The 23,952-nt window shown below is 54.8% G+C and carries 24 protein-coding genes; 15 read left to right on the top strand and 9 right to left on the bottom strand.

The genetic code is table 11. The annotated features are described in order from the left end of the window. Nucleotides 1-33 precede the first annotated feature (33 nt). The 10 genes from DFT_RS23540 to DFT_RS25325 all read left to right on the top strand — a co-directional run bounded on the left by DFT_RS23540 (nt 34) and on the right by DFT_RS25325 (nt 8,624). Complete coding sequence (locus DFT_RS23540) at nt 34-1,566, top strand: Rne/Rng family ribonuclease (RefSeq protein WP_235506313.1); 1,533 nt, start codon at nt 34-36, stop codon at nt 1,564-1,566. Nucleotides 1,567-1,833: 267 nt separating this feature from the next. After that, entirely contained in the window at nt 1,834-1,968 is a 135-nt protein-coding gene (rpmH, locus tag DFT_RS25335; protein ID WP_076750845.1) for a 50S ribosomal protein L34, read from the top strand. Nucleotides 1,969-2,084: 116 nt separating this feature from the next. Beyond that, complete coding sequence (gene rnpA, locus DFT_RS23535) at nt 2,085-2,444, top strand: ribonuclease P protein component (RefSeq protein ID WP_054033922.1); 360 nt, start codon at nt 2,085-2,087, stop codon at nt 2,442-2,444. Next, nucleotides 2,398-2,625: a membrane protein insertion efficiency factor YidD gene (gene yidD / locus DFT_RS25330; protein ID WP_076750843.1), complete on the top strand. Its 228-nt coding sequence runs from the start codon at nt 2,398-2,400 to the stop codon at nt 2,623-2,625. The genes rnpA and yidD overlap by 47 nt, the downstream gene beginning before the upstream one ends. Nucleotides 2,626-2,756: 131 nt before the next feature. After that, nucleotides 2,757-4,427, top strand: a complete 1,671-nt coding sequence (gene yidC / locus DFT_RS23530) for a membrane protein insertase YidC (protein ID WP_054033921.1) — start codon at nt 2,757-2,759, stop codon at nt 4,425-4,427. Between the two features lie 17 nt (nt 4,428-4,444). Beyond that, nucleotides 4,445-5,194: an RNA-binding cell elongation regulator Jag/EloR gene (gene jag / locus DFT_RS23525; protein ID WP_054033919.1), complete on the top strand. Its 750-nt coding sequence runs from the start codon at nt 4,445-4,447 to the stop codon at nt 5,192-5,194. A gap of 64 nt (nt 5,195-5,258) precedes the next feature. Beyond that, complete coding sequence (mnmE, locus tag DFT_RS23520; protein WP_054033917.1) at nt 5,259-6,695, top strand: tRNA uridine-5-carboxymethylaminomethyl(34) synthesis GTPase MnmE; 1,437 nt, start codon at nt 5,259-5,261, stop codon at nt 6,693-6,695. Nucleotides 6,696-6,740: 45 nt separating this feature from the next. Next, nucleotides 6,741-7,409, top strand: coding sequence for a YkgJ family cysteine cluster protein (locus DFT_RS23515; protein ID WP_054033916.1), 669 nt, complete (start codon nt 6,741-6,743; stop codon nt 7,407-7,409). An 11-nt stretch (nt 7,410-7,420) separates the two neighbouring features. After that, entirely contained in the window at nt 7,421-7,756 is a 336-nt protein-coding gene (locus DFT_RS23510; protein WP_054033913.1) for a hypothetical protein, read from the top strand. A 25-nt stretch (nt 7,757-7,781) separates the two neighbouring features. Further along, entirely contained in the window at nt 7,782-8,624 is an 843-nt protein-coding gene (locus DFT_RS25325; protein ID WP_076750842.1) for a 50S ribosomal protein L11 methyltransferase, read from the top strand. A gap of 159 nt (nt 8,625-8,783) precedes the next feature. On the opposite strand, the gene DFT_RS26890 is transcribed toward DFT_RS25325, so the two are convergent. From DFT_RS26890 to DFT_RS23485, 4 genes are all read right to left on the bottom strand, one after another. Continuing rightward, nucleotides 8,784-9,668, bottom strand: a complete 885-nt coding sequence (locus DFT_RS26890) for a rubredoxin-like domain-containing protein (RefSeq protein ID WP_152972127.1) — start codon at nt 9,666-9,668, stop codon at nt 8,784-8,786. A gap of 148 nt (nt 9,669-9,816) precedes the next feature. Continuing rightward, on the bottom strand, nt 9,817-10,122 hold the full coding sequence (locus DFT_RS23495; protein ID WP_054033907.1) for an antibiotic biosynthesis monooxygenase family protein: 306 nt from the start codon (nt 10,120-10,122) through the stop codon (nt 9,817-9,819). 18 nt (nt 10,123-10,140) lie between these two features. After that, the gene (locus tag DFT_RS23490; RefSeq protein ID WP_054033906.1) at nt 10,141-11,271 is read right to left on the bottom strand and encodes a sodium ion-translocating decarboxylase subunit beta; all 1,131 of its coding nucleotides are present in this window, start codon (nt 11,269-11,271) and stop codon (nt 10,141-10,143) included. 55 nt (nt 11,272-11,326) lie between these two features. Continuing rightward, entirely contained in the window at nt 11,327-11,725 is a 399-nt protein-coding gene (locus DFT_RS23485) for an OadG family protein (protein WP_054033904.1), read from the bottom strand. A gap of 298 nt (nt 11,726-12,023) precedes the next feature. On the opposite strand from DFT_RS23485, the gene DFT_RS23480 reads away from it, so the two are divergent. The 4 genes from DFT_RS23480 (at nt 12,024) to DFT_RS23465 (ending at nt 15,946) form a co-directional block, all read left to right on the top strand. Beyond that, entirely contained in the window at nt 12,024-13,469 is a 1,446-nt protein-coding gene (locus DFT_RS23480) for an aminoacyl-histidine dipeptidase (RefSeq protein WP_054033901.1), read from the top strand. A gap of 121 nt (nt 13,470-13,590) precedes the next feature. Next, on the top strand, nt 13,591-13,857 hold the full coding sequence (locus tag DFT_RS23475) for a phosphopantetheine-binding protein (protein ID WP_054033899.1): 267 nt from the start codon (nt 13,591-13,593) through the stop codon (nt 13,855-13,857). 8 nt (nt 13,858-13,865) lie between these two features. Continuing rightward, nucleotides 13,866-15,017 carry a beta-ketoacyl-[acyl-carrier-protein] synthase family protein gene (locus DFT_RS23470; RefSeq protein WP_054033897.1) on the top strand — a complete coding sequence of 384 codons (1,152 nt, stop codon included), beginning with the start codon at nt 13,866-13,868 and terminating at the stop codon, nt 15,015-15,017. A 56-nt stretch (nt 15,018-15,073) separates the two neighbouring features. Next, complete coding sequence (locus DFT_RS23465) at nt 15,074-15,946, top strand: hypothetical protein (protein ID WP_054033895.1); 873 nt, start codon at nt 15,074-15,076, stop codon at nt 15,944-15,946. Between the two features lie 7 nt (nt 15,947-15,953). Here DFT_RS23465 and typA read toward each other — a convergent pair whose 3' ends face one another. From typA to DFT_RS23450, 3 genes are all read right to left on the bottom strand, one after another. Further along, complete coding sequence (gene typA, locus DFT_RS23460) at nt 15,954-17,795, bottom strand: translational GTPase TypA (RefSeq protein ID WP_054033894.1); 1,842 nt, start codon at nt 17,793-17,795, stop codon at nt 15,954-15,956. Between the two features lie 300 nt (nt 17,796-18,095). Continuing rightward, entirely contained in the window at nt 18,096-19,868 is a 1,773-nt protein-coding gene (locus tag DFT_RS23455; RefSeq protein ID WP_054033891.1) for an SLC13 family permease, read from the bottom strand. A gap of 3 nt (nt 19,869-19,871) precedes the next feature. Continuing rightward, nucleotides 19,872-20,978, bottom strand: coding sequence for a DUF362 domain-containing protein (locus DFT_RS23450; protein WP_054033889.1), 1,107 nt, complete (start codon nt 20,976-20,978; stop codon nt 19,872-19,874). A gap of 104 nt (nt 20,979-21,082) precedes the next feature. Here DFT_RS23450 and DFT_RS23445 point away from each other — a divergent pair, with 104 nt between their 5' ends. Continuing rightward, on the top strand, nt 21,083-21,784 hold the full coding sequence (locus DFT_RS23445) for a hypothetical protein (protein WP_054033887.1): 702 nt from the start codon (nt 21,083-21,085) through the stop codon (nt 21,782-21,784). A 362-nt stretch (nt 21,785-22,146) separates the two neighbouring features. On the opposite strand, the gene DFT_RS23440 is transcribed toward DFT_RS23445, so the two are convergent. Both DFT_RS23440 and DFT_RS23435 read right to left on the bottom strand, forming a co-directional pair. After that, nucleotides 22,147-22,923, bottom strand: a complete 777-nt coding sequence (locus tag DFT_RS23440; protein WP_054033886.1) for an alpha/beta fold hydrolase — start codon at nt 22,921-22,923, stop codon at nt 22,147-22,149. 16 nt (nt 22,924-22,939) lie between these two features. Next, nucleotides 22,940-23,710 (bottom strand): EI24 domain-containing protein, encoded by a 771-nt coding sequence (locus DFT_RS23435; protein ID WP_054033884.1) that lies wholly within the window; start codon nt 23,708-23,710, stop codon nt 22,940-22,942. Nucleotides 23,711-23,952 lie beyond the last annotated feature (242 nt).

The following is a 23,952-nucleotide window of genomic DNA, read 5'->3' as shown; positions in this document are numbered from 1 at the left end:
GTTATGACAAGCAAAAAAATTATTATCAATGATATGCCACATGAAACGCGGGTGGCGCTGATCGAGGATGGCAATATCGCGGAGCTGTTCATCGAGAGGCAGGGGGCGTCCGATAGTTCCGGAAATATCTACAAGGGGCGTGTCCAGCGGGTTTTACCCGGGATGCAGGCCGCCTTTGTCGACATTGGGTTGCAGCAGGCGGCTTTTTTATATGTCAATGATATCGTTCCCAATAGTCTGGATGGGTTCGGTGAAACTTACCTTGAAAACGGGCTCGACAGCGGCGACGAGGAGTTCAAGAGGCCGGAAATCGACGGCGATAGCGGAAGCGCAGCAGTCTCCGGCCAAAAAGGGGTCGGTAACATTGTCGATCTGATTTCCGAGGGTCAGGAGTTGCTGGTTCAGGTGGCCAAAACACCCATCGGCAGCAAAGGGGCCCGCATCACCTGTCACATATCCCTGCCTGGACGATTCCTGGTTTTGATGCCCAACTCGAATCATATCGGTATTTCGCGCCGAATCGAAGATGAGGCCGAACGCCTGCGTTTGAAAGAGATGGTGACTGCGTTGCGGGGCGATCAAAAAATCGGTCTGATCGTAAGGACAGCCGCCGAAGGGGTCGGTTCCAAGAAAATTGGCCAGGAGTTGACCTTTCTGCTCAATCTTTGGGCTGGTATTCAAAAGAGATTCCACAATACCAACGCGCCGAATCTGATTCACCAGGAGCTTGACATCAGCCTACGGGCGGTGCGGGATCTATTGGTTCATGAAGCCGAGAAGTTGATCATCGACTCCCGTCGGGGATGTCAGGAAATTCTAAGCTTTTTGGACACCTTTATTCCGAACCTTAAGGATTCCGTCGAGCTTTACGAAGGCAGTGAGCCGATTTTTGACTATTACAACCTCGAAGGGGACATTTTCAGGGCTCTGAAAAAGAAGGTGTGGCTCAAGTCCGGCGGTTATATTGTCATCGAACACACCGAGGCTCTGGTGGCCATCGATGTGAACACCGGACGATATGTGGGCAAACACAATCTTGAGGAGACGATATTGAAGACCAATCTCGAAGCCGTCAAGGAGATCGCCTACCAGATCCGGCTGCGGGATATCGGCGGCATCATCATCATTGATTTTATCGACATGGAAAAACGCGCTAACCAGGAAAAGATTTTCAACGCGTTGAGCGAGGCCTTTGCCAAGGATCGTAGCAAGACCCACATTCTGCCCATGTCCGATCTGGGGTTGATCCAGATGACGCGCAAACGCATTCGCAAGCCATTGACCCGGCAGCTTTGCGAACCCTGCTATTACTGTGAAGGAGAAGGCCATCTTCTCTCGAGGAAAACCATTTGCTACAACATCCATCGAGAGATCTTACGGAACAGCAGGGACATGATCGGCAGTGGACTGACTTTAAAAGTCCATCCGCAAATCGCAGAACTGTTGCTAGGCGAGGAAAACCATATCATCGCCACCCTGGAAAAAAGCATCGGGCGACAAGTGACCATCTATCCCGAAACGACTTTTCACCTTGAAGAGTTCGATGTGCTGGAAGCTTATACCTAAGGTCGCTTGAATGATTTTTCGCTGTGAGCACGGGTTGGCGGTTTTAAGTAGAGCAAGTGACCTCCTGCGCCATTCACGCCCCGTTTAATGAATGGCTTTCAGTTAGAATCACCGCGACCGGTTTTTCCATATTGACAAGTTTGAATGGTTATGGTTAATCTCACGGTTTCTGAACTTGTATTTTGGATAACAATACGTTTTGTTTGAAAATATTTGGGCGATGGATCTTGCATCCCAATGGTAACGTGACAACGAGGGAAATTAATCATGAAGAGAACGTATCAACCCAGCAAAATCAAAAGAGTACGGGCGAACGGATTTAGAAAGAGAATGTCCACTAAAGGCGGGCGCGCCGTGATCAACCGTCGCCGTGCGAAGGGTCGCAAACGTTTGGCGCTGTAGCAGGCCAGACGCCCCACTTCTCTTGGACCCACAGCGACCGGATTGTTCAATCGGGTGTAATGGTATAGGAAAAGACTATTACGGTAGCAAGGCATACATTCAGCAAAGCTGACAGGTTGCTCGAGCGATCGGAATTTCTTCGTGTCGGAAATGCGGGCAAAAAGACCGGAAATCGGCATTTCATCGCCTATTTTCTCGTCAATGAAAAAGAGAGATGTCGAATCGGTATTACCGTCAGCCGAAAAGTCGGCAACGCCGCGACCAGGAATCGAATAAAGCGCCTCACTAGAGAGTTTTTTCGTCAAAACCGCCATCTACTCAAAAACCATTGGGATATTCATGTAATAGGCAAAAAAGAGGCGGCAGGCGGCACCAATAAGCTACTGTTTTCAGCTCTCGAAGGAATTTTTAAAAAGATTGCAAATTTCCATGAGGATTCACCGACCTGGGGTGACGGCCGCCAAGTTGTTGATTAGGGTGTACCAACTCGTGCTCTCGCCCATTCTGGGGAGGTCGTGTCGCTTCGAACCGACATGTTCGCAATATGCCATGACGGCCATTGATAGATACGGTGTGGCCAAAGGCAGCCTCATGGCCCTCAAGCGAGTGTTGCGATGTAACCCGTGGTGTGCCGGTGGTTATGACCCGGTTCCATAGGGTGTATCGAGCCATTATGACCTCTTGCCTTGCCGTTCCAACCCGATTTATCCAGCGAATAACAGCCTGTGTGCCGATGTGGCCGAAGGTGCCGTCCTGCATTCTATTCCGATCAACTTGAAGGAGTTTTTATGGAACAAAAGCGTCTTTTAATGGCCATCGGGCTCTCGTTCCTCGTTTTTTTTCTATGGAGCATTACCTTCGGTCCAAAACCCACTCAACAAGTGCCTGTAAGTGAGGAAGCGCAGGAGTCCGAGTCGGCCGCACCTTCTCAGGCTGGACCAAGTCAAGGTATAGGAGCGGACGTGCAGACTACCGCACCGCCCGCATTACCACCCGCCGCAGAGCCGAAGGATCAGTCGGTTGCAGCCAGGACGATCGTGGTCGACACGCCTCTTTTTAGAATGAAACTGTCGGAAAAAGGCGGGGCGGTGGTGAGCATGGTACTCAAAGAGTATAAAGAAACCGTGGCCGCCGACTCTGCGAACAAAGAGTTGGTGGCCCGTGAGATTGCCTCGGGTACGGTACTGTCCTCACTAAGTGCGTATGACCCTGATCTGCTGAGGAGGGGGATTTACAAGGCGCAGATCACTCATGACCAGGTGGTGATCGATAAAGCGCCCCAGGCGGTACTTTTCCGCTACGATCTAGGTAATGGGATTTCAATTGATAAGAGCTATCGTTTTGTTCCGGAAAGCTACGTCATCGGTCTGGATGTCACCGTTCACAATGGCAGTGGTTTGCCGGTGAACACTGGCCTTCAGATCGCCCTGCATGATGTGGTCGACAAAGGTAGTGGCGCTTATGGTTTTGTAGGGCCGAGCGGGTTGATCAACAATAGCCTTACTCAGGTGAAAATTAAGGATATTGAAGAAAGCAGTGAGGTGAGCGGGAGCCTTCGTTGGATCGCCACCGAACGGCTCTATTTTATCAGCAGTGTGATGAGCAAAGAGAGCATCGACGGTCGAATGCTTCTGGATGTTAATGATAATATAGTGGAAAACCAGATGGTTACAAAAACCCAGACCCTTCCCGCCGGTGAGGGTCACGAATGGCGTTTTAGCTTGTTCATGGGTCCCAAGAGCCTCTCGCTATTGAAGTCCGTCGGTAACGATCTGGATCGAGCGATCGACTTCGGTTGGGTAGACATCATCGCCAAGCCGTGTTTGTGGTTCATGAACTTTATCTACCGTTATATTCCAAACTACGGTATCGCCATTATCATCTTGACGATCATCACCCGGTTGCTTTTCTGGCCATTGGCGAACAAAAGCTATAAATCGATGAACGACATGCGCAAGTTGCAACCCTTGATGCAGGAAATCCGGGAAAAATATAAAAACGACAAGGCTAGGATTAATCAGGAAACCATGGCGCTTTACCGGACTTATAAAGTCAACCCCGTGGGCGGTTGTCTTCCTATGTTGATACAACTTCCCGTATTTTTTGCCCTCTATCGAATGCTTTACCAGTCCGTTGAACTACGGCATGCACCGTTTTTCGGATGGATCAACGACCTGTCGGCGCCTGACCGTCTTTTCAGTTTTTCATTTAAAATTCCGTTTATGGAGGCCCCCTATGGGATCCCGGTCCTGACGCTCATTATGGGGGCAACCATGTTGCTGCAGCAGAAAATGTCCCCTGCACCAGGCGATCCGATGCAAGCCAAAATGATGATGCTGATGCCGATTGTATTTACCTTCATATTTATCAATTTTCCGTCGGGGCTTGTGCTCTATTGGCTCATCAGCAACCTCGTGTCCATATCGCAGCAATATTACACAATGAAAAAAGTAGCCTAATGTCTGGAGGTTTAGGCATGACAGATTTTATAGAATATGAAGGCAAGAGTGTAGACAAGGCTTTGGAAAAAGCCTCTAAGGAACTGGATCTGCCCTTGGATCAATTGAGTTACGATGTCATCTCCTACGGATCTACGGGAATCTTTGGATTAGTAGGGGTCAAAAAGGCCAAAATACGTGTAAAAACAAGCCATTTTAAGGGTTCCCTCCATCGAGAGGCAAAACAAAAAGCCAAGGATCTGGTCAAGAGCGCGTTTGGCATCGAAGAAAAGACAGAAGAAGCGCAGGTCGTTTCATCAGTAGACTTGGATTGTGGTAAACAGGCGCTTCAGCGCATCGTCGATGCCATATCAGAGGGGGCCACGATCACCGCCGAGCACAAGAATCACAGGATCATTTTTAAAATCGAGGGCGGTAATAGTGGTCTTTTGATCGGAAAGCGAGGCCAGACCCTCGAGGCGATACAATATTTGATCGAAAAAATCGTTAACAAAAATAATGATAACCGTTTGAGAGTATTGGTCGATGTCGAGGGATATCTCGACACGCGTCAATCCAACCTGAAACGAATGGCTACCAAAATGGCCGAGAAGGCCCAGAAAATTAACAAGCCCGTGACCATCGGCCAAATGAACGCCTACGATAGACGGATCGTTCATCTGCATCTGAAAGACAATCAAGCCGTTCGAACCCAAAGTGTCGGCGACGGAAACTATAGAAAGCTGATCATTTTTCCAAAACGCAAGCGGCATCAGAGGTCCAATTGAGCGGGTATCGTCCCTCGATCACGTAGAAACGGAGGGCGAGAGCAAAGAAGTCAGGCCGAATTTGATGACGACGTTTGCAAGGGAATCCGAGTTCCGTAATGACACCATTGCAGCTATCGCTACCGCGGAGGGCGCCGGAGGTATCGGTATTGTTCGGCTATCCGGCCCGGAGTCCTATGCCATCGCGCGGAAGCTTTTCGTAAGAAGTATAGACAGCGGTTTGACGGCAGAGAACGAGGAAACCGCAATTCCATCCCACCGTTTAGTTCATGGATTTATACGGGAGCCGGCGTCGAGCCGCGTCATCGATGAAGTCTTGCTGGCAGCCATGAAGGCGCCAAAAACCTACACGCGCGAAGACGTGGTCGAGATACATTCCCATGGCGGCACGCTGACCCTAACCAAAATACTCGACCTGGTGCTATTTTCGGGAGCCAGGCTCGCGGAACCAGGTGAGTTTACCCGACGAGCTTATCTCAACGGACGAATCGATCTCAGTCAGGCGGAAGCGGTTGCCGATATCATCAATGCCAGAAGCGATGGCGCGTTGGCGATCGCTGCCCGACAATTGGAGGGTGGGCTCAGACGTCAAATCGATGATCTGTGTTCGCTCATTGTCGAAGTCTTAACAGATCTCGAGGCGGGCATTGAATTTCCAGAAGAGGTGGACATAGACCTGTCCAAGCAGAGGACCGGTTGGATCGATTCTTTAGAAAATGGGATCATTGCGCCCATAAAGCATTTGCTGGAGACTGTTCATAGGGGGCGGCTAATCAAAGAGGGCGTTCGTTTGGTGATCGTCGGGCGCCCTAACGTCGGGAAATCGAGCCTGATGAATGTGTTGGTAGGGAAAGACAAGGCTATTGTCACCCCTATACCGGGGACTACCCGCGACACCGTCGAAGAGACGCTGTTTATCGACAATCATGCCATTCACATCGCAGATACGGCAGGATTGAGAGAGAGCGATGATCCGATCGAGATCATTGGCATGCGCAAGACCCGAGAACGCCTGGATGAGGCGGACCTCATTCTGTTTGTTATCGACGCCCAACTTCCATGGGCTCCAGAGGACTTGTCGATCCTCCAGATCCTTGATCTGGCAAAGACCGTTTTAGTTGTAAATAAAATTGACCTGGCAGAGGAGAATGCGATTCCGCCGTGTCCAAAGGAAATGGCGCAGATCGATCATGTCATAATATCCGCCCAAAATGGAATCGGGTTATCGCAACTTAAGGCGGTTATCTCTCACAGGTGTTTGCAATCCGGGGAATTTCAGGTACAAGAGAATATCGTCACCAGTGTCCGACACCAGGGGCTTCTGGAGGTGGCGCTGGGCGCCACCAGTCGGGCGACCGACATACTGAAGCGCCATGATGGAGAGGAGTTGGTCTGTTTGGAGCTGGAGGAAGCCCTTTTGGCGCTCGGAAGGATAACCGGGGATCGTTCGGATGAAAGGGTGTTGGATTCAATTTTTAATAAATTCTGTATCGGCAAATAGTGCCGGCACACAATTGTTTCACGTGAAACAGTCAGGAGATACCAGATGGATTTCGAGCCATTTTTTAAAGAATATCGCCTATTGGTCGAAAAAGTGGATGATGCGTTTCGCCGGGTCCAACAGGAATATGGCGATTGTGTCTTGTGTAAGGAAGCCTGTTCCGATTGTTGCAACGCTTTGTTTGATTTAACCTTGATCGAGGCGGTGTATATCAAAGAAAATTTCGATCGAATGTTTACAGGGGACCGGCGCGAACAATTGATCGAGCGTGCCAACAGGGCGGATCGGGATATTTGTCGTATCAAGAAGGTGGCAGTCCAGGCCTTGGAAAAAGGAAAGCCGGAAGATGAAATTCTGGAGGACATGGCTTTGAAGCGTGTTCGATGCCCGGCTTTGGATGAGAATAATCTGTGTGCCATTTATGAGGTTCGGCCGATAACCTGTCGACTGTATGGGATTCCCACCGAGATTGGAGGCCGCGCACATTCCTGTGGTATCAGCGGTTTTAAAGAGGGGGTTGCCTACCCGACCGTGAAGCTGGACGCCATTTATCAGCGCCTTTATGAGATCTCGACGGCCTTGGCGCAGGGGGTTGAGAGTCGCTATTCTAAATTGGCGGATATGTTGGTGCCCTTGTCCATGGCGCTTTTGACCGATTACACCGAGGATTATCTTGGCGTAAAATTGAAAGATAGATCAACAGAGGAAAAATAGGGGGCACGAGCATGACGCAGGATGATGCCGCTCAAAGGAAAAAGGCAATTTTCGATGCCATGTCACCGCGCGCCCGCCGGAGAATTGACCGGATCGGCTACGATCGATGGGACCCGTTCGAGGTTCCCAAGGATCCCATCGATATTCGCCGCGATCCTACCCAGCGCACCACGCAACAGCTGGTGGGGGATTTCCTCCAAACAAGAGCTCCTGAACGGCGCACCAACGCTTACAGCCGCGGGGTCCTGGAAATGGCGCTGGGAATCATCAATGCCGATGATCGCTTTATCGGGATGTTTGAATTTGCGTCCTGGTATAGGGAGCAACTCAAAGGGATCGAAAAGTAATCCTGTCTAAAAATAAAGCTTGGAAATGGAAATTGATACCGTTACCTTTCAGCGCGTAGGACACCATATTCACCATCTGTTGAGCCAGAAATACCTGCGTATCACCCCCTCTGGTCTGGCGCAGGCGCTTGCCGCCTATTTTCCTGATGTGAGCCGACCGATTTTTAGAGCCATTCTCCGTGAACTGGTCCAAAAGGGTCTTTTGACCTATTCAAGCCATTTTTCATCCTCCTACATAGAACTCGGCACGCGTTGCCGGGGGCCCGCATCGCCGGGATTGTCTCTTGAAACCGTATCTTCTCAACACCCATCAAGGATGGCTGCGAATGAGGTTACGGTGACGGATGGTGCCGCTTTTGGACAAGGGGACCATCCCACGACCCAGTTGGCGATCGAAGCCATGGATTGGGTTGTCGATATTTGCCAAAACACTAGCCCTTCGGCAATACCGGCTGTTCTGGATATCGGAACCGGAACCGGCATATTGGCAATGGTCGCAGTGCGGCTGGGGTTAGGCCACGCCGTCGCCATTGATCTCGATCAATTGGCCTGCTGTGAGGCCATGAGAAATGTCCATAGCAATGGGCTGTCTATGCGAGTTCATGTCGTTGCCGGTGAGCTGGCTGCGATTCGTCCATCCTCTTTCAAACTCATTATGGCCAATTTGCGACCCCCAACCCTGGTGCGCCTGATGCCCGATATGGTGCGCCATACCGGTCCGGAAGGGTATTGGATCATCACCGGTTTCCGGCCGGAAGAAAAATCTCGGCTGTTCAGTCAGTTGCCCGTGGGTTTCGAGGTGGTATGGGGTGCTGAAAACCGCGGGTGGGGCGCTGCTGCGATTCAAAGGCGCCAGTGGGGTCGATAGGCTGTTTACGTGGCGATCCTGAAAATGGGCCCCGCGGTATGCGGCTGACGCTGATCGTTTAAAATTTGAGCCCTGGTGAGATGGCCTCGCAAAGCCTTACAAATAAAGGCTTTGCGAGGGAAAATCACTTCAGTGGGAACCTTTTGACTCTATTTGAACTTACTTTGTGCGAAAAACCAGTTTTCCGCCATACCAGCCTGCAATGGCGCCGGCAGCCAGGTCAACCAGGTGAAGCAGGAAAAAGAAAAAATTGTTGAACAGACCTTGGGCATAAAGGTCTGGATCCACCAACCACCAGATGGCAAGGATGATGGATAAAAATGTGACAACTCCGGCACAAATCATTTTGATCCGGAAGACCTCTGTCATGCGACCTTTGAAAGTGTTGATCCAGTCGATCATTCCGGTGACAATGACGATGGGCATGGTGAGGGCAACCATGATAATGTTCACCTTTGCGGCTGTCGCCAAGGCTTCTGAGCCAAAAAGAAGCGAGAGAAAAACGAACATCACGGAGATGGGTAGAACGCCGTTTGGGATGTGGACGGCGATCGGGTGACCGTGCAATTCGGTCAGCTTCAAGCTGATGTCTCTAAATCGTTCGGGTATGAAACTGGACGGGTCCCGACCGCCGGCTTTTGGACTTTCGTCATCGGTTATATTCTCCTCAGCCGATGAATGCTCGCCCTGTTCTGATTCCGCCGGATCCTCAGGTAACAAGACGAATTGACTCCGGTCCGCACCACACACCGGACATTTTTCCGGAGGGCTGCTACCGGTATGAATGTAGCCGCATACAGAACAACGCCACCTGGAGTTTTCGTTGACCCCTGAGCTCGCGTCCCCTTCCGCCGGGGCTGGTGCAATATCTCCTGCTTCCTCGAGCAGTATGAAAAGAGACCGATCGGCACCGCAAACCGGGCACGTTTCGGGAGGCGTGTCGCCCTTGTTAATGTAGCCGCAGACCGTGCATTTCCATTGTTTCATTGGGTTGACCTCAAAGCTTAGGGGTGAGTGGGGTTCGGTGACCAGTTGAATCTTCAAATCTTGATACACGAATCCTTGAGATATTTCCAGCGCTTCTGCACGCAGCGCAACCTAAGAGCGCCATATCTCCGACGTGCCCCAATCCATTGGTGAAAAGCACCGTGAGCCGGTAAGACAACTGCCTGTCAGTCGAAAAGCCGTAGTACTATTCGGAGCTGAGCGGGAAGCCGAGCAGGAACTCTTCGTAATCGGTAGGGCGGGTTTGATACAGCTCTAAAATAGATTCGAGTTGTCTTCTCTCCTGGCTATCCCGCCACTCGTACCAGTGCTCAGGACTCTGCCAGGTACTGATGACAATCAAATTCAACGGAAAGCCCTTTTTTGAAAGGGTTTCCCCGTAAATGTAACCGGGCTGATGCATGGCGCGTGAACGAAGGTCGTTGAGCAGCGAAAGAATCTGAGGGGTCTTTCCTTCCTTGAAGCGTCTTTTGATCAAAATTTTGGCGATCATGGCGGATGCTCCTTTGGGTCAACCCATCATGAAGCTCCACAAGATACCGGCGCAAATGGCAGAGCCGATGACACCCGATGCATTGCAGGCCATGGCGTGCATCAGCAAATAGTTGCCTGGATCTTCTTTCTGAGCGGTCAAGTGGACTTCACGCGCAGACCCCGGAACCGCTGAGACGCCAGCGGCGCCTAGCAACGGGTTGATTTTTTCCTTAAGAAAAAGGTTCATGAGTTTGGCAAAAAGAACACCGGAGGCCGTGGCTATGGAAAAGGCGATGGATCCGAGAAAAAAGATACCCAATGCCTTGGGCGTGATGAACACATCGGCCTGGGTGCTGGCACCGACTGTAAATCCCAGGAAAATGGTGGCCGTGTCGATGACGGCCGAACTGGCGGTTTTGGCGAGACGGTCGACCACCCCGGAAACCTTCAGGATATTCCCCAGGAAGAAGGGCCCCAACAATGGAATGGATGCCGGTGCCAGGAAACAGCAGAGCAGAACGCCCACAACGGGAAAAAAGACGAGCTCCTTGCGTGAGACATGCCGCTCGGTATCGGGCATGCGGATCAGGCGTTCTCGCCGTGTGGTCAAAAGCCGCATGATCGGAGGTTGTATGATGGGGATGAGCGCCATGTAGGAGTAGGCGGCAATGGCCACGGGTCCGATCAGATGCGGCGCAAGCTTGGCGGTGAGGAAGATGGAGGTCGGCCCGTCGGCGCCGCCAATAATGCCTACGGAGGCCGCTTCCTGGGGTGTAAAGCCGAGGGCGAGTGCGCTGAGCAATGTGAAGTAGATGCCCATTTGGGCAGCGGCGCCAAGCAGCATCAGCTTGGGCCTGGCGAGCATGGAGGAAAAATCGGTCATCGCGCCCAGTCCGAGAAAGACGATGGACGGATAGAGTCCACTGGTAACACCGAAGTAAAGATAGTGCAACACGCTGTTGTCTTCGTAGATGCCCAACCCAAACCCCTTGAAAAAGGGAATATTGCCGATGATGATGCCAAACCCGATGGGCAGCAGCAGCAGGGGTTCGTACTTTTTGGCGATCGAGAGATAACAGAAGAGAATCCCGACGAGAATCATCATCAAGTAGCGCCAGTCGGCCATCGCAAAGCCGGTGTTTTTCAAGAAGTCTAAAGCCAGTTCCATAGGTCAGGGTACCTCGATGGGTCGATGATCGATCGCTCGTTGGGCGATCGTCTGGTTAAGCGTTCTTCCAAGAAAACGTGCCGTCACCGGCGGCAATCAAGAGACCGTTCTCTCTAAGAGTTCGCAAGGTTAGGTGTGGGTGGGGCAGCTGGTCCTTTTTGGCCAACCGATAGAGTTGGGCGAGGTCGAATCGCTCTCCCATGCCAGCCGTCAAAGACTGGTAGAGTGTGATCGTGGCCTCCAGATCGTTGAGCAAGTCTGCGTGGCTGACCGGCGCCGGTTTGCTTTCTTCCACAGGCAGGCCCTTGGCCTGCCTTTCAAAAAACCCTATTATTTTATGCAGTTGAGAAATTATAAGGGCCAGTATAGACAACCCCAACATGACCAGGATGGCTCCGGTGAAGGCCATTGCCCAGCCATTGTTGGCGGCGATTCTTGATAGATCAAAGATCATGGGGTCACACCCTCCGGCAATTACGATTCACAGTGGTTTATGATGGGTCAGGCCCGCTGTTTCCCGGCAACCTTGCACCCGACGGGCCATAGGACCTACAAGCGGTTCGTTTTTCGACCATACTTAAGGCAAAAAGTCAACTAACAAATGGCCACGATTACCTTAACGATCTGAATTTTAAATAATAATGCATAAGCATTGACAATGTTCTACCCCTCTTTTATGCTTTGCCACGCATGGCGATCGGCCCACCGCCTGGGACAAGATCACGTGACGACCGAAAGCAAAGGATAGTGCCATGGACGAAAACACGAGAATTGTTTTGGACTACTTTGAGCGGATCAATGCCATTCCACGCTGTTCGAAGGCAGAGGGTCGCATACGGGAATGGCTCCAACGTTGGGCCGGCCAAAGAGGGCTTTCAACAAAAGGTGATGCGGTGGGCAATCTGGTCATACGGGTCCCCGCCAGCCCGGGATATGAAATGGCGCCCTGCGTAATCCTACAGGGCCACATGGATATGGTGTGCGAAAAGACACCGGATTCCCCCCATGATTTTACCAGCGACCCGGTTTGCAGCCACATGGAAGGCGATTGGCTGACCGCTGATCGTACGACCCTGGGGGCCGATAACGGCATTGCCATCGCATATGCCCTGGCGCTGGCCGATGGTGAAGCGGTAAAGCATCCACCCCTGGAGCTGCTCTTCACGGTGGACGAAGAGACCGGGCTCAACGGGGTCAAGGCAATGGCGCACGATCTGATTACTGGAAAAATCCTGATCAACCTCGATTCCGAGGACGAAGGCGTGTTTACCATCGGGTGCGCCGGCGGCAGGGATATCACCATGGTCTTACCGTTGCAGACAGAACCTTTGTCCAAGGGAAGCCAGGCGCTCCGGGTGGTGGTGGGCGGGCTCAGAGGCGGCCATTCGGGCATCGATATTCATAAACCACGTGCCAATGCCAACAAGCTCCTGGCGCGGGTTCTCGACCATGTGCTGCAGGGCACGCCTTGCCGTCTGATTTCCTTCGACGGCGGTACACGGCACAATGCCATTGCCCGGGACGCCACCGCCATCCTGGCGTGCGACGCATCGGCGTATCCATCGGTGGTCCGAGCGGTTGAAGATATGGCCGGCCGCATAAAGCAGGAGTATGAGGACAAGGAACCCAACCTGTATATCAAGGCAGTTCCTGAATCCCTGCAGACCGACAGGGGCGCCACTGCCGAGGAAACCCGACGGGCCGTCGATCTCCTGCTGGCCTTGCCCCATGGCGTGGCCGGCATGTCAACGGCCATCGAGGGGCTGGTGGAAACATCGAACAATCTGGCAACCGTTCAACTACAGAACGGCCGCATGACGATCCTGTCCAGCCAGCGCAGCGCGGTTCCCTCGCGCCTGGACGAAATCTCCGGCCGGGTCCAGGCCGTTGCCCGTCTTGCGGGGGCCGAAGTAATAGAGAGCAACCCATATCCACCATGGCAGCCGGATCCTGGATGTGATCTGTTGAAGCGCTCCGAGGCGGTCTATCGAGGGCTATATGGCCAGGCGCCGCTCATTCAGGTGATCCACGCCGGGTTGGAGTGCGCCATCATCGGAGATGTATACCCGGGAATCCAGATGATTTCCTTCGGCCCCACGATTCGCAATCCGCACTCGCCTTCGGAAAAACTATACGTACCATCCGTCGCAAAGGTGTGGCAGCTCCTGGGCGCACTGCTGGCATCCTGGGATGGATGAGGATAATTGTTGACCTTCTGTAGGCCCTTCCATTATCTTGCAAATTTCGCCGATGGTGTCGGCTGGCAAACCGTCCGGCACATGACGGCAAATACAACAGTGAAAGGTATTTGTGCTTGGCATGAAAGGATCTCTGGATGTTGATCTGAAAAACAAGATCAAAACTCTGATCGTCGAAAATTGCGATCTGGATATCGAAATTGCGGATATCGACGATGAGGCCCCTCTTTTTCAACGAAATTCACCGCTTGAACTCGACTCGATCGACGCGCTGCAGATTTCCATCGCCATTCAAAACACCTTCGGCATTGCCATTCGAGACAGCAAGGAGATGCGACGCGTCATGACCTCGATCAACAGTTTTGCCGACTACATTCAACCGGAGTGATCAAACAATTGACCGAAAAGGCATTCATCCGCGGCAAGGCGGTTCATTGTGCATTGGGAGAAGAGGTCGGATCTGTGGTCGCCGCCATGCGTGCGCACCAATGCCAAACGACCGAAGTGCCGCTGTCGCTCATCAATCTCGATTATGCGCGGCCCTATTATCGGCTGCCAGTGAAGGATGGCGATCCACCGCCTAATAGCGAGGCTTTTTTCTACACCGTGTTGTTCCGCACAGTGGAAAAGGCCATTGCCGATGCGGGTTTGCAACCGCATGAAATAGAAGAGATGCCGATTTTCTTCGGCTCGACCTCCATCGATATTCCGCTCTACGAGGAGACCTATCGAACGGCCAGCAACGTGCTTTCCCAGACCTCGTCGGGATACGGCAACATCGCCAACGAGATCGCCCGGCACCTCGGAGTCAAGGCCGGCTGCTACACCTTTACCACCGCGTGCACCTCCAGCGCCAACGGTGTGCTATATGCGTCGGCCATGATGGGCCAGGGCGCGTTCGATCGCGCCCTGGTGGTCGGTTACGATCTGTTCAGCAATCTGGGGTTCTATGGTTTCGAGGCACTCAAGCTGATCGCGCCGCCACCTTACCGACCTTTCGATAAACAGCGCATGGGGGTCATCATGGGCGAGGGGTGCGGCGCCATCGTGTTGGATCGCTATCGACGGGATGCCAACGATTTTTATTGCCTGGGAGGTGCGAATGCCTGCGATACCCATAGCGTGACGACCCACGATCCGGAAGGCCATGCGATTGCCGCCGTGATGCGGGAGGCATTGGCGAGCGCCGGAGCGAGGCCGGAGGAGATCGATGTGATCAAAGCCCATGCCACCGGCAGTTATCACAACGACTTGACCGAGTGCAACGGCCTTAAACAGGTGTTTGGCGATCACTTGCCGCCGGTGACCGGATTGAAACCCTTTGTCGGTCATACGGTGGGCGCCTGTGGCGCGATCGAGCTGGTTCTTTTGAGCGAGGCGGCCAAGGCGGGATTCGTACCGGCCACCTTGGGATTTGAAACGCCGGACGAAGAGTTGGGGGTCGTTCCCATGACCGATGATCTGGCGATCGAAAGCGGGACCTTCCTGCTGAATTACTTCGGTTTCGGTGGCAATTGCGTCTCCCTGGTCGTCTCCAACCGCGATTGAATCGATGCGGCCAAGCCATGCACGCCACGACACAAACAACATCAGGCGAAGCGAACATGTACATTCATAACCACGGAACTTTTGTCGGCCGGCCGGTGGCGGACATGAAGTACTACAAAGAAGACGTCAGCCGGTACACCCGGTTGCACTTCCGCAGAGCCAACCGCTTTGTGCTGCTATCGCTGGCCGGCGCCTGCCGCTGCGCCCATGAACAGTCGATCAAGAAGAATACCGGCGTCTATCTGACCACAGAGAACGGCAATCTGGGAGATACCGAGACCGTCCTGCACCAGATTTATCAGATGCGTCAGTTCCCCATGCCCTACAATTTCATCAACACCATGAGCAACACGGCATCTTTTTATGTGGCCCAGAGCCTGGAGCTGCTGGGACGCAACATGACCTTCTCCAGCAAACTGCTTTCGTTCGAACGCGGCCTGGAGTTGCTGCATTGCGACATGGTTGCAGGGTCCGTGAACGAGGCCTTGATCGGCGGGGTGGATGAAGCGAGTTTTTCCAAGACGCAATTCGAGGCCAAATTCGATCGACGGTACGAAGACTACAACATGGTCGAGGGCAGTTGCTGGCTGCTGATCAAAAAAGATGCCGAGCGGGCCATGGGTGAGATCGGCGTCATCGCCGCGTTCGCCGATCTTGGAAAGCTCCTTGGATGGATTGGACGCCAGGCTTTTGAGCGGCCGGTGTTCGTGGCTCACGGCATCCTGGTGGACCCGGAAGATAAGAAGGCGGTCGGCCATGCGCTGCCCGATGCCACACTTTTTGATCCCATCGGCGATATCGGCTATTTCGATTCCGCCCCGGCCTCTGCGGTGACCCATTTTCTGCAGCGCGATGGCGGCGCCTGCCTGATCCACGTCAACAAGGATACCCGCGGCCAGTTCATGGTCATGCGGGTGGAGAAGTACTAGCTCGCGGTTACTCCTCGGCCTTGACCTTTCCCCTCTGGCGGTGTCGCTCCTGTATCGACAGGATGTTTTTGCGCAGCCGAATGGCCTTGGGCGTGATTTCCACCATTTCGTCTTCCCGAATAAAATGAATGGCGCGCTCGAGGGTCATGGGCTTGATCGGGCTGAGGATCACCGCCTCGTCGTGCCCTGAGGCGCGGATGTTGGTCAGCTTCTTCTCCTTGCAGGGGTTTGCGTTGAGGTCGGTTGGCCGATTGTGTTCGCCGAAGATCATCCCTTCGTAGACAGGATCGCCAGGCCGGATGAAGAGAATTCCCCTGGGCTCCAGGTTGAACAGGGCGTAGGCCACGGCCGAGCCCTGGCGATCGCTGACGATGGAGCCGGTGTAGCGGCTGGGAAAATCGCCGCGATAGGTGTCGTATCCGTCGAAATAGGTGTTGAGCAACCCGGTGCCCTTGGTGTCGGTGAGAAACTCGTCCCGGTAGCCGATCAGGCCGCGCGAAGGGATGGAGAACTCCACGCGCACCCGGCCGCTGCCGTGGTTGATCATGTTGATCATCTGCGCCTTCCGGGACGACAGTTTCTCGGTGACCACGCCCAGAAAACCTTCGTCGCAATCCACGAAAAGGTGCTCGATGGGCTCCAGTCGCTCGCCATCGTGTATCTTGAAAATCACCTCGGGCCGGCCCACGGCCAGTTCGAAGCCTTCCCGGCGCATGGTCTCGATGAAGATCGCCATTTGAAACTCGCCGCGCCCCTTGACGATGAATACTTCGCGGTTGTCGGTTTCTTCCACCTGGATGGCCACGTTGCGCAGGGTCTCTTTCAGCAGTCGCTCGCGAAGATGGCGCGACTGGCTGTATCGACCCTCGCGTCCGGCAAAGGGTCCGGTATTGACGGTAAACCGCATGCCTACGGTCGGTTCGTCCACGCGGATGCGTGTGAGCGCCTGGGAAGTACTTCGGGTGCAAATCGTGTCGCCGATGCGCACCTCGTCGATGCCGGCCAGCACCACGATATCGCCGGGGTCGGCCTCCGGCACGTCGATGAGACTCGGGCCCTGATAGGTTTGCAGGCTGGCCACCTTGAGCGGCCGTTGCCGGGCGTCTGCACCGATGCACACGAGGCTGTCTTTGATTCGCGCGTGCCCGTTGGCCACTCTACCCACGGCGAGGCGGCCCAGATAGTCCGAATAGCCCAGGTCCGAGACCAGCATTTGAAAGGGTGCGTCCGGGCTATGGCTCGGTGCCGGGATATGGGTCAGGATCATCGCCATCAAGGGATCGAGGTTCCGGCCGCGTTCGTCGGGTTTTGCCTGGGCGATGCCGTCCCGGCCGATGGCATACAGGAAGGGAAAGTCGAGCTGGGTGTCGGTGGCATCCAGATCGATGAACAGGTCATAGACCTGGTCGAGCACCTTTTCGGCCCGGGCGTCCTTGCGGTCGATCTTGTTGATCACCACGATCACCTTGAGGCCGGCGGCCAGGGTCTTTTCCAGGACGAAGCGGGTCTGGGGCAGGGGACCCTCGGAGGCGTCGACCAACAGGAGCGCCCCGTCGGCCATGGAGAGGGCGCGTTCCACCTCGCCTCCGAAATCGGCATGCCCCGGGGTGTCGATGATGTTGATTTTCACGCCCTGCCAGAGCACGGCGCAGTTCTTGGCGGCAATGGTAATCCCCCGCTCGCGCTCCAGATCCATGTTGTCCATGAGGCGTTCGTTGACGGCCTGGCCGTCGCGGATCAGCCCGCTTTGCCGGAACATGGCGTCCACCAGCGTCGTTTTGCCGTGATCCACGTGGGCGATGATGGCCACGTTGCGTATCTTATCGTTTTTAACAGGCAGAGTTGCCATAGGTTTTTCTCCTCAGCGAAAACCGCCATATTTAATACACCCCCCAAGAATTGTCCATCTTTGTTTTGCAAAAACAGCAATTCTAACTGAATGCCATTCCTTAAATCCGGCCCGGGTAGGACAGGTGGCCGATGCCATGCGACATTTTTTATCCAACAAATTCTGGATAGCAAGCCCTTCAGAGTGAATCATATTAAGTCAAACTGCGGTTGCAAGAATGGGAAGGGATGCCGGTCGAGGGAGCGGTCTTGAAGCCTCGCGCCGCTTGATCCTTGCCTTTTTGTTCCTTTATCGCCCGGTTCAAAAGGGCCAGAAGATGGGGACCAGGATCGTACCACCGACGATGACCAGCAAATTCAGTGGAATTCCCAGCTTGAGATAGTCGCTGAAGCGGTAGCCGCCCGGCCCGTAGACCAGCAGGTTGGTCTGGTATCCGATGGGTGTGGCGAAGCAGGCACTGGCGCCAAAGCAGACGGCCATGATGAAGGGTTTGGGATCCACCTGCAGTCCGACGGCTGTGGAGATGGCGACTGGCAGCAGCAACACCGCGGTCGCGTTGTTACTCAGAACCTGCGTGCTGATGCTGGTGAGCAGGATAAATCCACCCAAAACCAGATGAGGCGACCATCCCTCCAGGGCGCTTAAGAACAGCTGGGCGTAGTACCGGCTCGTGCCGGTCTGGTCCATGGCGGTTCCCAGGGCGATGGTGCCGGCGATGAGCATGAGGACATTGCTTTGCAGGGCGCGGTAAGCCTCCTTGAGGGAGAGCGCGCCGGTCAGGACCATGAAGAAGACGGCGGCCAGTGCACACACCATGATATTTGCCAGGCCGGTGGCGGCCGCCACCACCATGGCGGCAAAGATGCCGGCGGCCAGGGGCGCTTTGCGGCTGTGGACGATTTCATGATGCACATCTTCCACCATGATCCAATCGCTGCGACCGCGAAACTTGTCGACCCGGCTGACGGAACACCACACTAGAAGGATATCGCCAATTTTCAGCCGGATATCTTTAATCTTATGTTCCGTATAGTGCAGTCCGCTGCGCTCGACGGCCACGATATGCAGGTCCTCGTCTCGTGCCAGGTGGGTTTCTCCCAACCGTTGACCGAGCAGGTCGGATTGGGGCGGAATGATCAATTCCATTACCAGCATATCATCCTGACCGTTGAACGCGAGGCCCTTTTCGGACGGCGGCAGCTCCACGTCTTTACCTTGGAGAATATGGTTGAGGTCGTTCGGCGATCCCTTTACCAGCAGCAGATCGTCGGGCGCGATGGTTACGGTGTCTCGGCAGGGATGGAAGATATGGGAATAGCGGATCAGCTGGAGCACTTCGATCCCCGGGTATTTATTGGGCAGCTCTAGACAGGGATCCATATGGATCAGGCCGCTCCCCCGGGGAACGGTCAATTCGGCCAGATAGCGCCGTTTGGGTTCATTCTCCAGTTCGCAGGTGGGATTGTTCAGGTCGGGCATGAGGCGCGGGGCGGCGATCAGGATTAGCACCAGGCCGGCGATGGCCAGGGGCAGTCCCACTTTGCCCAGCTCGAACATGGAGAGGCTGCCGAACCCGTACTGAGATGACAGATCGCTGACAATGATGTTGGTGGATGTGCCGATCAACGTGCAGGTACCGGCCAGAATCGATATGTAAGAAATGGGAATCAGGTACTTGGACGGGCTGAAGCCGAGGCGGCAGCCCATGCTGATGATGACCGGAATGAAGAGCACCACCACCGGCGTGTTGTTGATAAAGGCCGAGGCCACGGCCACGATCAGCAGCACCACCAGCAGGGCCAAAACGGCTCGGCCCCGGGCCAGGGTCATGACCTTCTGCCCGATGAACCCTACCACGCCGGTGCGGATCATGGCCTGGCTGATGAGAAACATGGCCCCTACCGTGATCACGGCGGGATTGGCAAATCCGGCCACAGCCTCCTGTGGGGACAATATGCCGCTGAGGGTCAGGGCCGTCATGATGCCGATGGCGGTCAGGTCGATGGGGATGCGTTCGCTGATCAACAGGTAGAGGGTGACCGCCAGAATAATGGTAACGATGGCAATTTCCATGGGCTATAAGCGTATCAACTCGTAGCTGCGGGATCCCAGGCCGATCTTTTCGGCATATTCCAGTTGAATCGGCCAATCTACCTCGGGATAGAGCCCTTTGAATTTATCGCCGCCGGGTTCGGTGTTGATTTCAAGCCGGCAATGGGCCAGTGCCGGTTCGGCATTGACCAGATCCACCGACGCCTGATCGATGGCCACAGGGTCCAGGGAGGCGACCACCCCGATGTTTTTCACGATGGGTGCGTCGTTGGAACCATAGCAGTCGCAGGCCGGCGACACATCGGTGATGAAGTTGACGAACAGGGCCTTGCCAGCCTTTTGCTTGAGCACCGCAGCCGTATATTCCACCATGCCCTCCAGGAAAGCGGGGATCTCCTGGTTCCAGGCCAACTCGATGGCCGAGTTGGGACAGATCAGGATGCACTCACCGCACCCGATACAACGCTCCTCGTCGATGACCGCCTTTTCGTCGATAATCGAAAGGGCGTGCTGGGAGCAGTGGTCCACGCAAGCGCCGCAGCCGATACAGTGCTCGGCTTTGACCTGGGGCGATACGGTGGAGTGCATGGCCAGCTTGCCCTTGCGCGATGCGCAGCCCATACCGATGTTTTTGATGGTACCCCCGAAGCCGGCCAGCTCGTGCCCCTTGAAATGAGCCAATGAAATCAACGCATCGGCCTGCACGATCTCTTTGCCGATGTATGCGCTTTCAAAATGTTTGCCGTAGATCGGCAGGGCCTCTTCGCTTTTGCCGCGCAACCCATCGGCAATGACAAGCGGTGCCTCGACCACGGCGTAGGCGAAACCGTTCTGGATGGCGGTGGTCAGGTGGCTGGGCGCATCGCTGCGTGTGCCGGCGTACAAGGTGTTGGCATCGGTCAGAAACGGGCTGGCGCCGAGGCGTCGGATGGCCGACACGACCCGTCGCGCATAGATCGGCCGAATGAAGGCGGCGTTGCCCATCTCGCCGAAATGGATCTTCACGGCCACCAGATCCCGCGGCGCGATAATTTTTGAAAGGCCGGTTGCCTCGAGGACGTGCTCGAGCTTGGCCATAAAATTTTTTTCCACATCGGCGCGGCAGTCGACAAAAAAGACTGGGCTGGACATGAGACCTCCTTTAGGAATGAATGGGGTTGCGGTGCGGGAAAGCACAAGATAGTGTTCCAAACATACGGACCGATATCCTTCACGTCAAGAAAGACGATCCAACCATGGAAATAGAAAAACGACTCGCGCTTCTGGAAAAAATATACCGTGTCCACGAAGCCTTCTGTGCTGGTTTTCCTTCAGCCTGCCGAAAAGGGTGTGCATTGTGCTGCACGGCCAATGTGACCATGACGACCCTGGAGGGGGTCATGATCCACAACCATTGGCTGGCTGAAGGGGGGAGTGCGCCGGTGGGGGTGCTTCAGGCCGCCGCCCGGCGGCCCCGTTTTCAGCCCAGGATCACCACCAATCACCTCGCTGCCCTCTGTGTCCGACCGCAAGCGGGAGACCCCGAGGCGTCCGAAGAGGCGGCCGACCCCCGAGTGGGCCCATGTCCACTGCTCGTGGGAAACCTTTGCTCGATCTATGCTGTCCGCCCCTTTGGGTGCCGGGCCATGGTGTCGTGCAGCGACTGCGCCGCACATGGGGCCGCGGACATGCCCGATGAGGTGCTGGCGGCCAATACCCTGGTGTTGCAATTCATCGAAGCCATCGACGATGGCGGTCTGACGGGCAACCTGACCGATGTGCTGCTGCATTTAGCCCAGATGGAGCGGCCCGATGCATATCAATGCAATGAGAGACGGTCTTTTTCCAATGGACTGGCCGCCAACCGACCCATCCCCTGTCTGATGGTGCCGCCCGAGCAGCGGGAGCGGGTTGCCCCCCTGTTGCAAGCCATCCGACGAATCCTGACGACGCCGTAAGAAGCCCAATATCTGCGTTGCGCTCATTCCGTTGTCCTTGCGGCGTACGACAAGTAAGCCTCAGGGCACGGAATTTCGAGCGCCATGACCTTGAGTTTCTTACGGCGTCGTCCTGCAATGACTTTTTTACATAGCCTTCAATCTTTACGGCACCGTAAGAAGCCCGGAATTTGTTTTTCCCGTCATCCCGGCGGAACCCGGGATCCAGTATTTTCAATATGTTCTGGATGCCGGCGTTCGCCGGCATGACGCCCTGCGACGTTTTTCAGTTATATTAATCTTGAACGGGCAGGACTGACGAGGGCGATTTCCAGATTGAACCGTATGCGGCCATCGTGCTGGAACGGGCGGTTGAACTCGCGTCAGCGTTGGGCTTGCGCGTCGGTCTCGGCCGCATCGGCCGGATGGCAACCGCCGTTGTCGAGAAATTTGTCCCAAAGACGTTTGAAGCTTTCGTAGTCGTGGCCGCCGGGTACGGTGAACACACGGTCCGGGGGCAACACCTGGGCCAGGAGGCGCTGGCCGTCCACGTAAGGGTCTTTTTCTCCATAGCCCAGGTAGATCGGCTTGGTCGGCTGTTCGGCCACGTTTTGTTTGAGCCAGCGCCACAGCATGCGCTGCCATTTCTTGTCAGGATCAAAGTTTCCGGGCTCCCAGTGGTGCACGCCGCCGGCCGTAGCGATTTCGTTGAGCAGTGAACGGTAGCCGAGAAAGGGGGCCACCAGATAGATGCCCTGTACATCTTCGGGATGATCGATCGTATAGAGTAGGGCGCCCAGGCCCCCCATGGAAAATCCGATCAACCAGATCTCCTTGTAGCCCTGGGCATGGGCCGGATCGATGACGTCTTCCTTCATGCGTTTGATCAGGGAGCGATCGGCATAATATCCAAAATGCGCGTTGGGCGCCACCATGTCAAATGGCGCGTGACGCTCGAAGATATCGGCCACCAGGCCTTCTTTTTCGAAGCTGTAATGGTTGCCGCCCATGCCGCGCATGAAGACGATGAGTCGCTCCTTGGTGCTGCTGTTGGGATGGTCATAGGTCACCATCTCCATGGGCGCCTTGTTGAACAGACTGCAGCTCGCATAGAGGGGCAGCAGTAACAGCGCCCCGAGCATTTGAAAGGTGGTCTTCACGGCAGGCGAATTCCTTTCATTCGGGCGGTTCGGCGGGCGCGGCCGCTTCCGTCGGTGCGGCCGGCAGCGGATCGATGCGCTCCACATAGTAGAGTGTGGCCCCTACCGGTGCAAAGGCGAGCAGAACGATGTTGAGAAGCGGGATCAGAAACAGCACGCCGAACCCCAGGTGAAATCCCAGGTTGCGGCGTAGAAACCCCAGTCGCTGTCCGAAGGGTTCGAGGCGGCGGGCCGGCACCAGATCGGTGTTGTCCCACGCCAGGAAAACTCCGGCGGCCAGGGGCGAGAGAAGGGTAAGCAAGGGGCCGATGGGCGTGAACCAGGCCAGGACCATGAGCAGCAAGGAGATGAGCACGGGCAGCGTGGCACGCGGAATCTCCTGACGCAGCAGGTAGAACAGGTATGAAAACATTGCCAAGCGGGTTTCTGAAGACTTCACCTTGCCACTGACCTTGCGTTCCGTGATTTGGGACATGACATCCATGATAAATACGCTGAAAAGCAACTGGGACACCAGAAAGCCGACCAGGGCCGAAATGGCGATGAGCACCAGGGCCAGCAGCCAGGAGGTCACATACCACAACCAGGTAAGCCAGGCACTTTCCGGCTGGCGCCACATCAAGGCGAGGATCTCTTCATAGTTGACCAGAATCACTGCCGCCGCGACCACGGAGATGAGGATGATGACGATCAACCGGACCAGCCCGAGCAGCAGCAGCTTGGCGTTGCGCAGCCCGAATTTCAGCCCCTTGAAATTATAGGCGATGCCTTGTAAAAAAGATGTCATCGGCGTGCCCCCTGTCGGTTGGCCGGTCCATTGGTAGGCGAATCGGTTGATACAGACCCCTATATCCTTACACATAAATCGGCCCCGTGGCAACCACGCCCCATGGATTTGTCTTCGGCCCCGAACGTCTTATGGTAGATGTATAATCGACTCTGACGGGAACCTCGAACTGCTTCTGAGCGCGGGGAGATCTATGAACAGTGAAACGGTATCGACCCTGATGCCAGTTGGGAAGAGCCATC

The organism is Desulfatitalea tepidiphila (assembly GCF_001293685.1).
GTDB lineage: Bacteria > Desulfobacterota > Desulfobacteria > Desulfobacterales > Desulfosarcinaceae > Desulfatitalea > Desulfatitalea tepidiphila.
The sequence above is the reverse complement of the archived record's forward strand: the minus strand, read 5'-3'. Positions and strand labels throughout refer to the sequence as shown.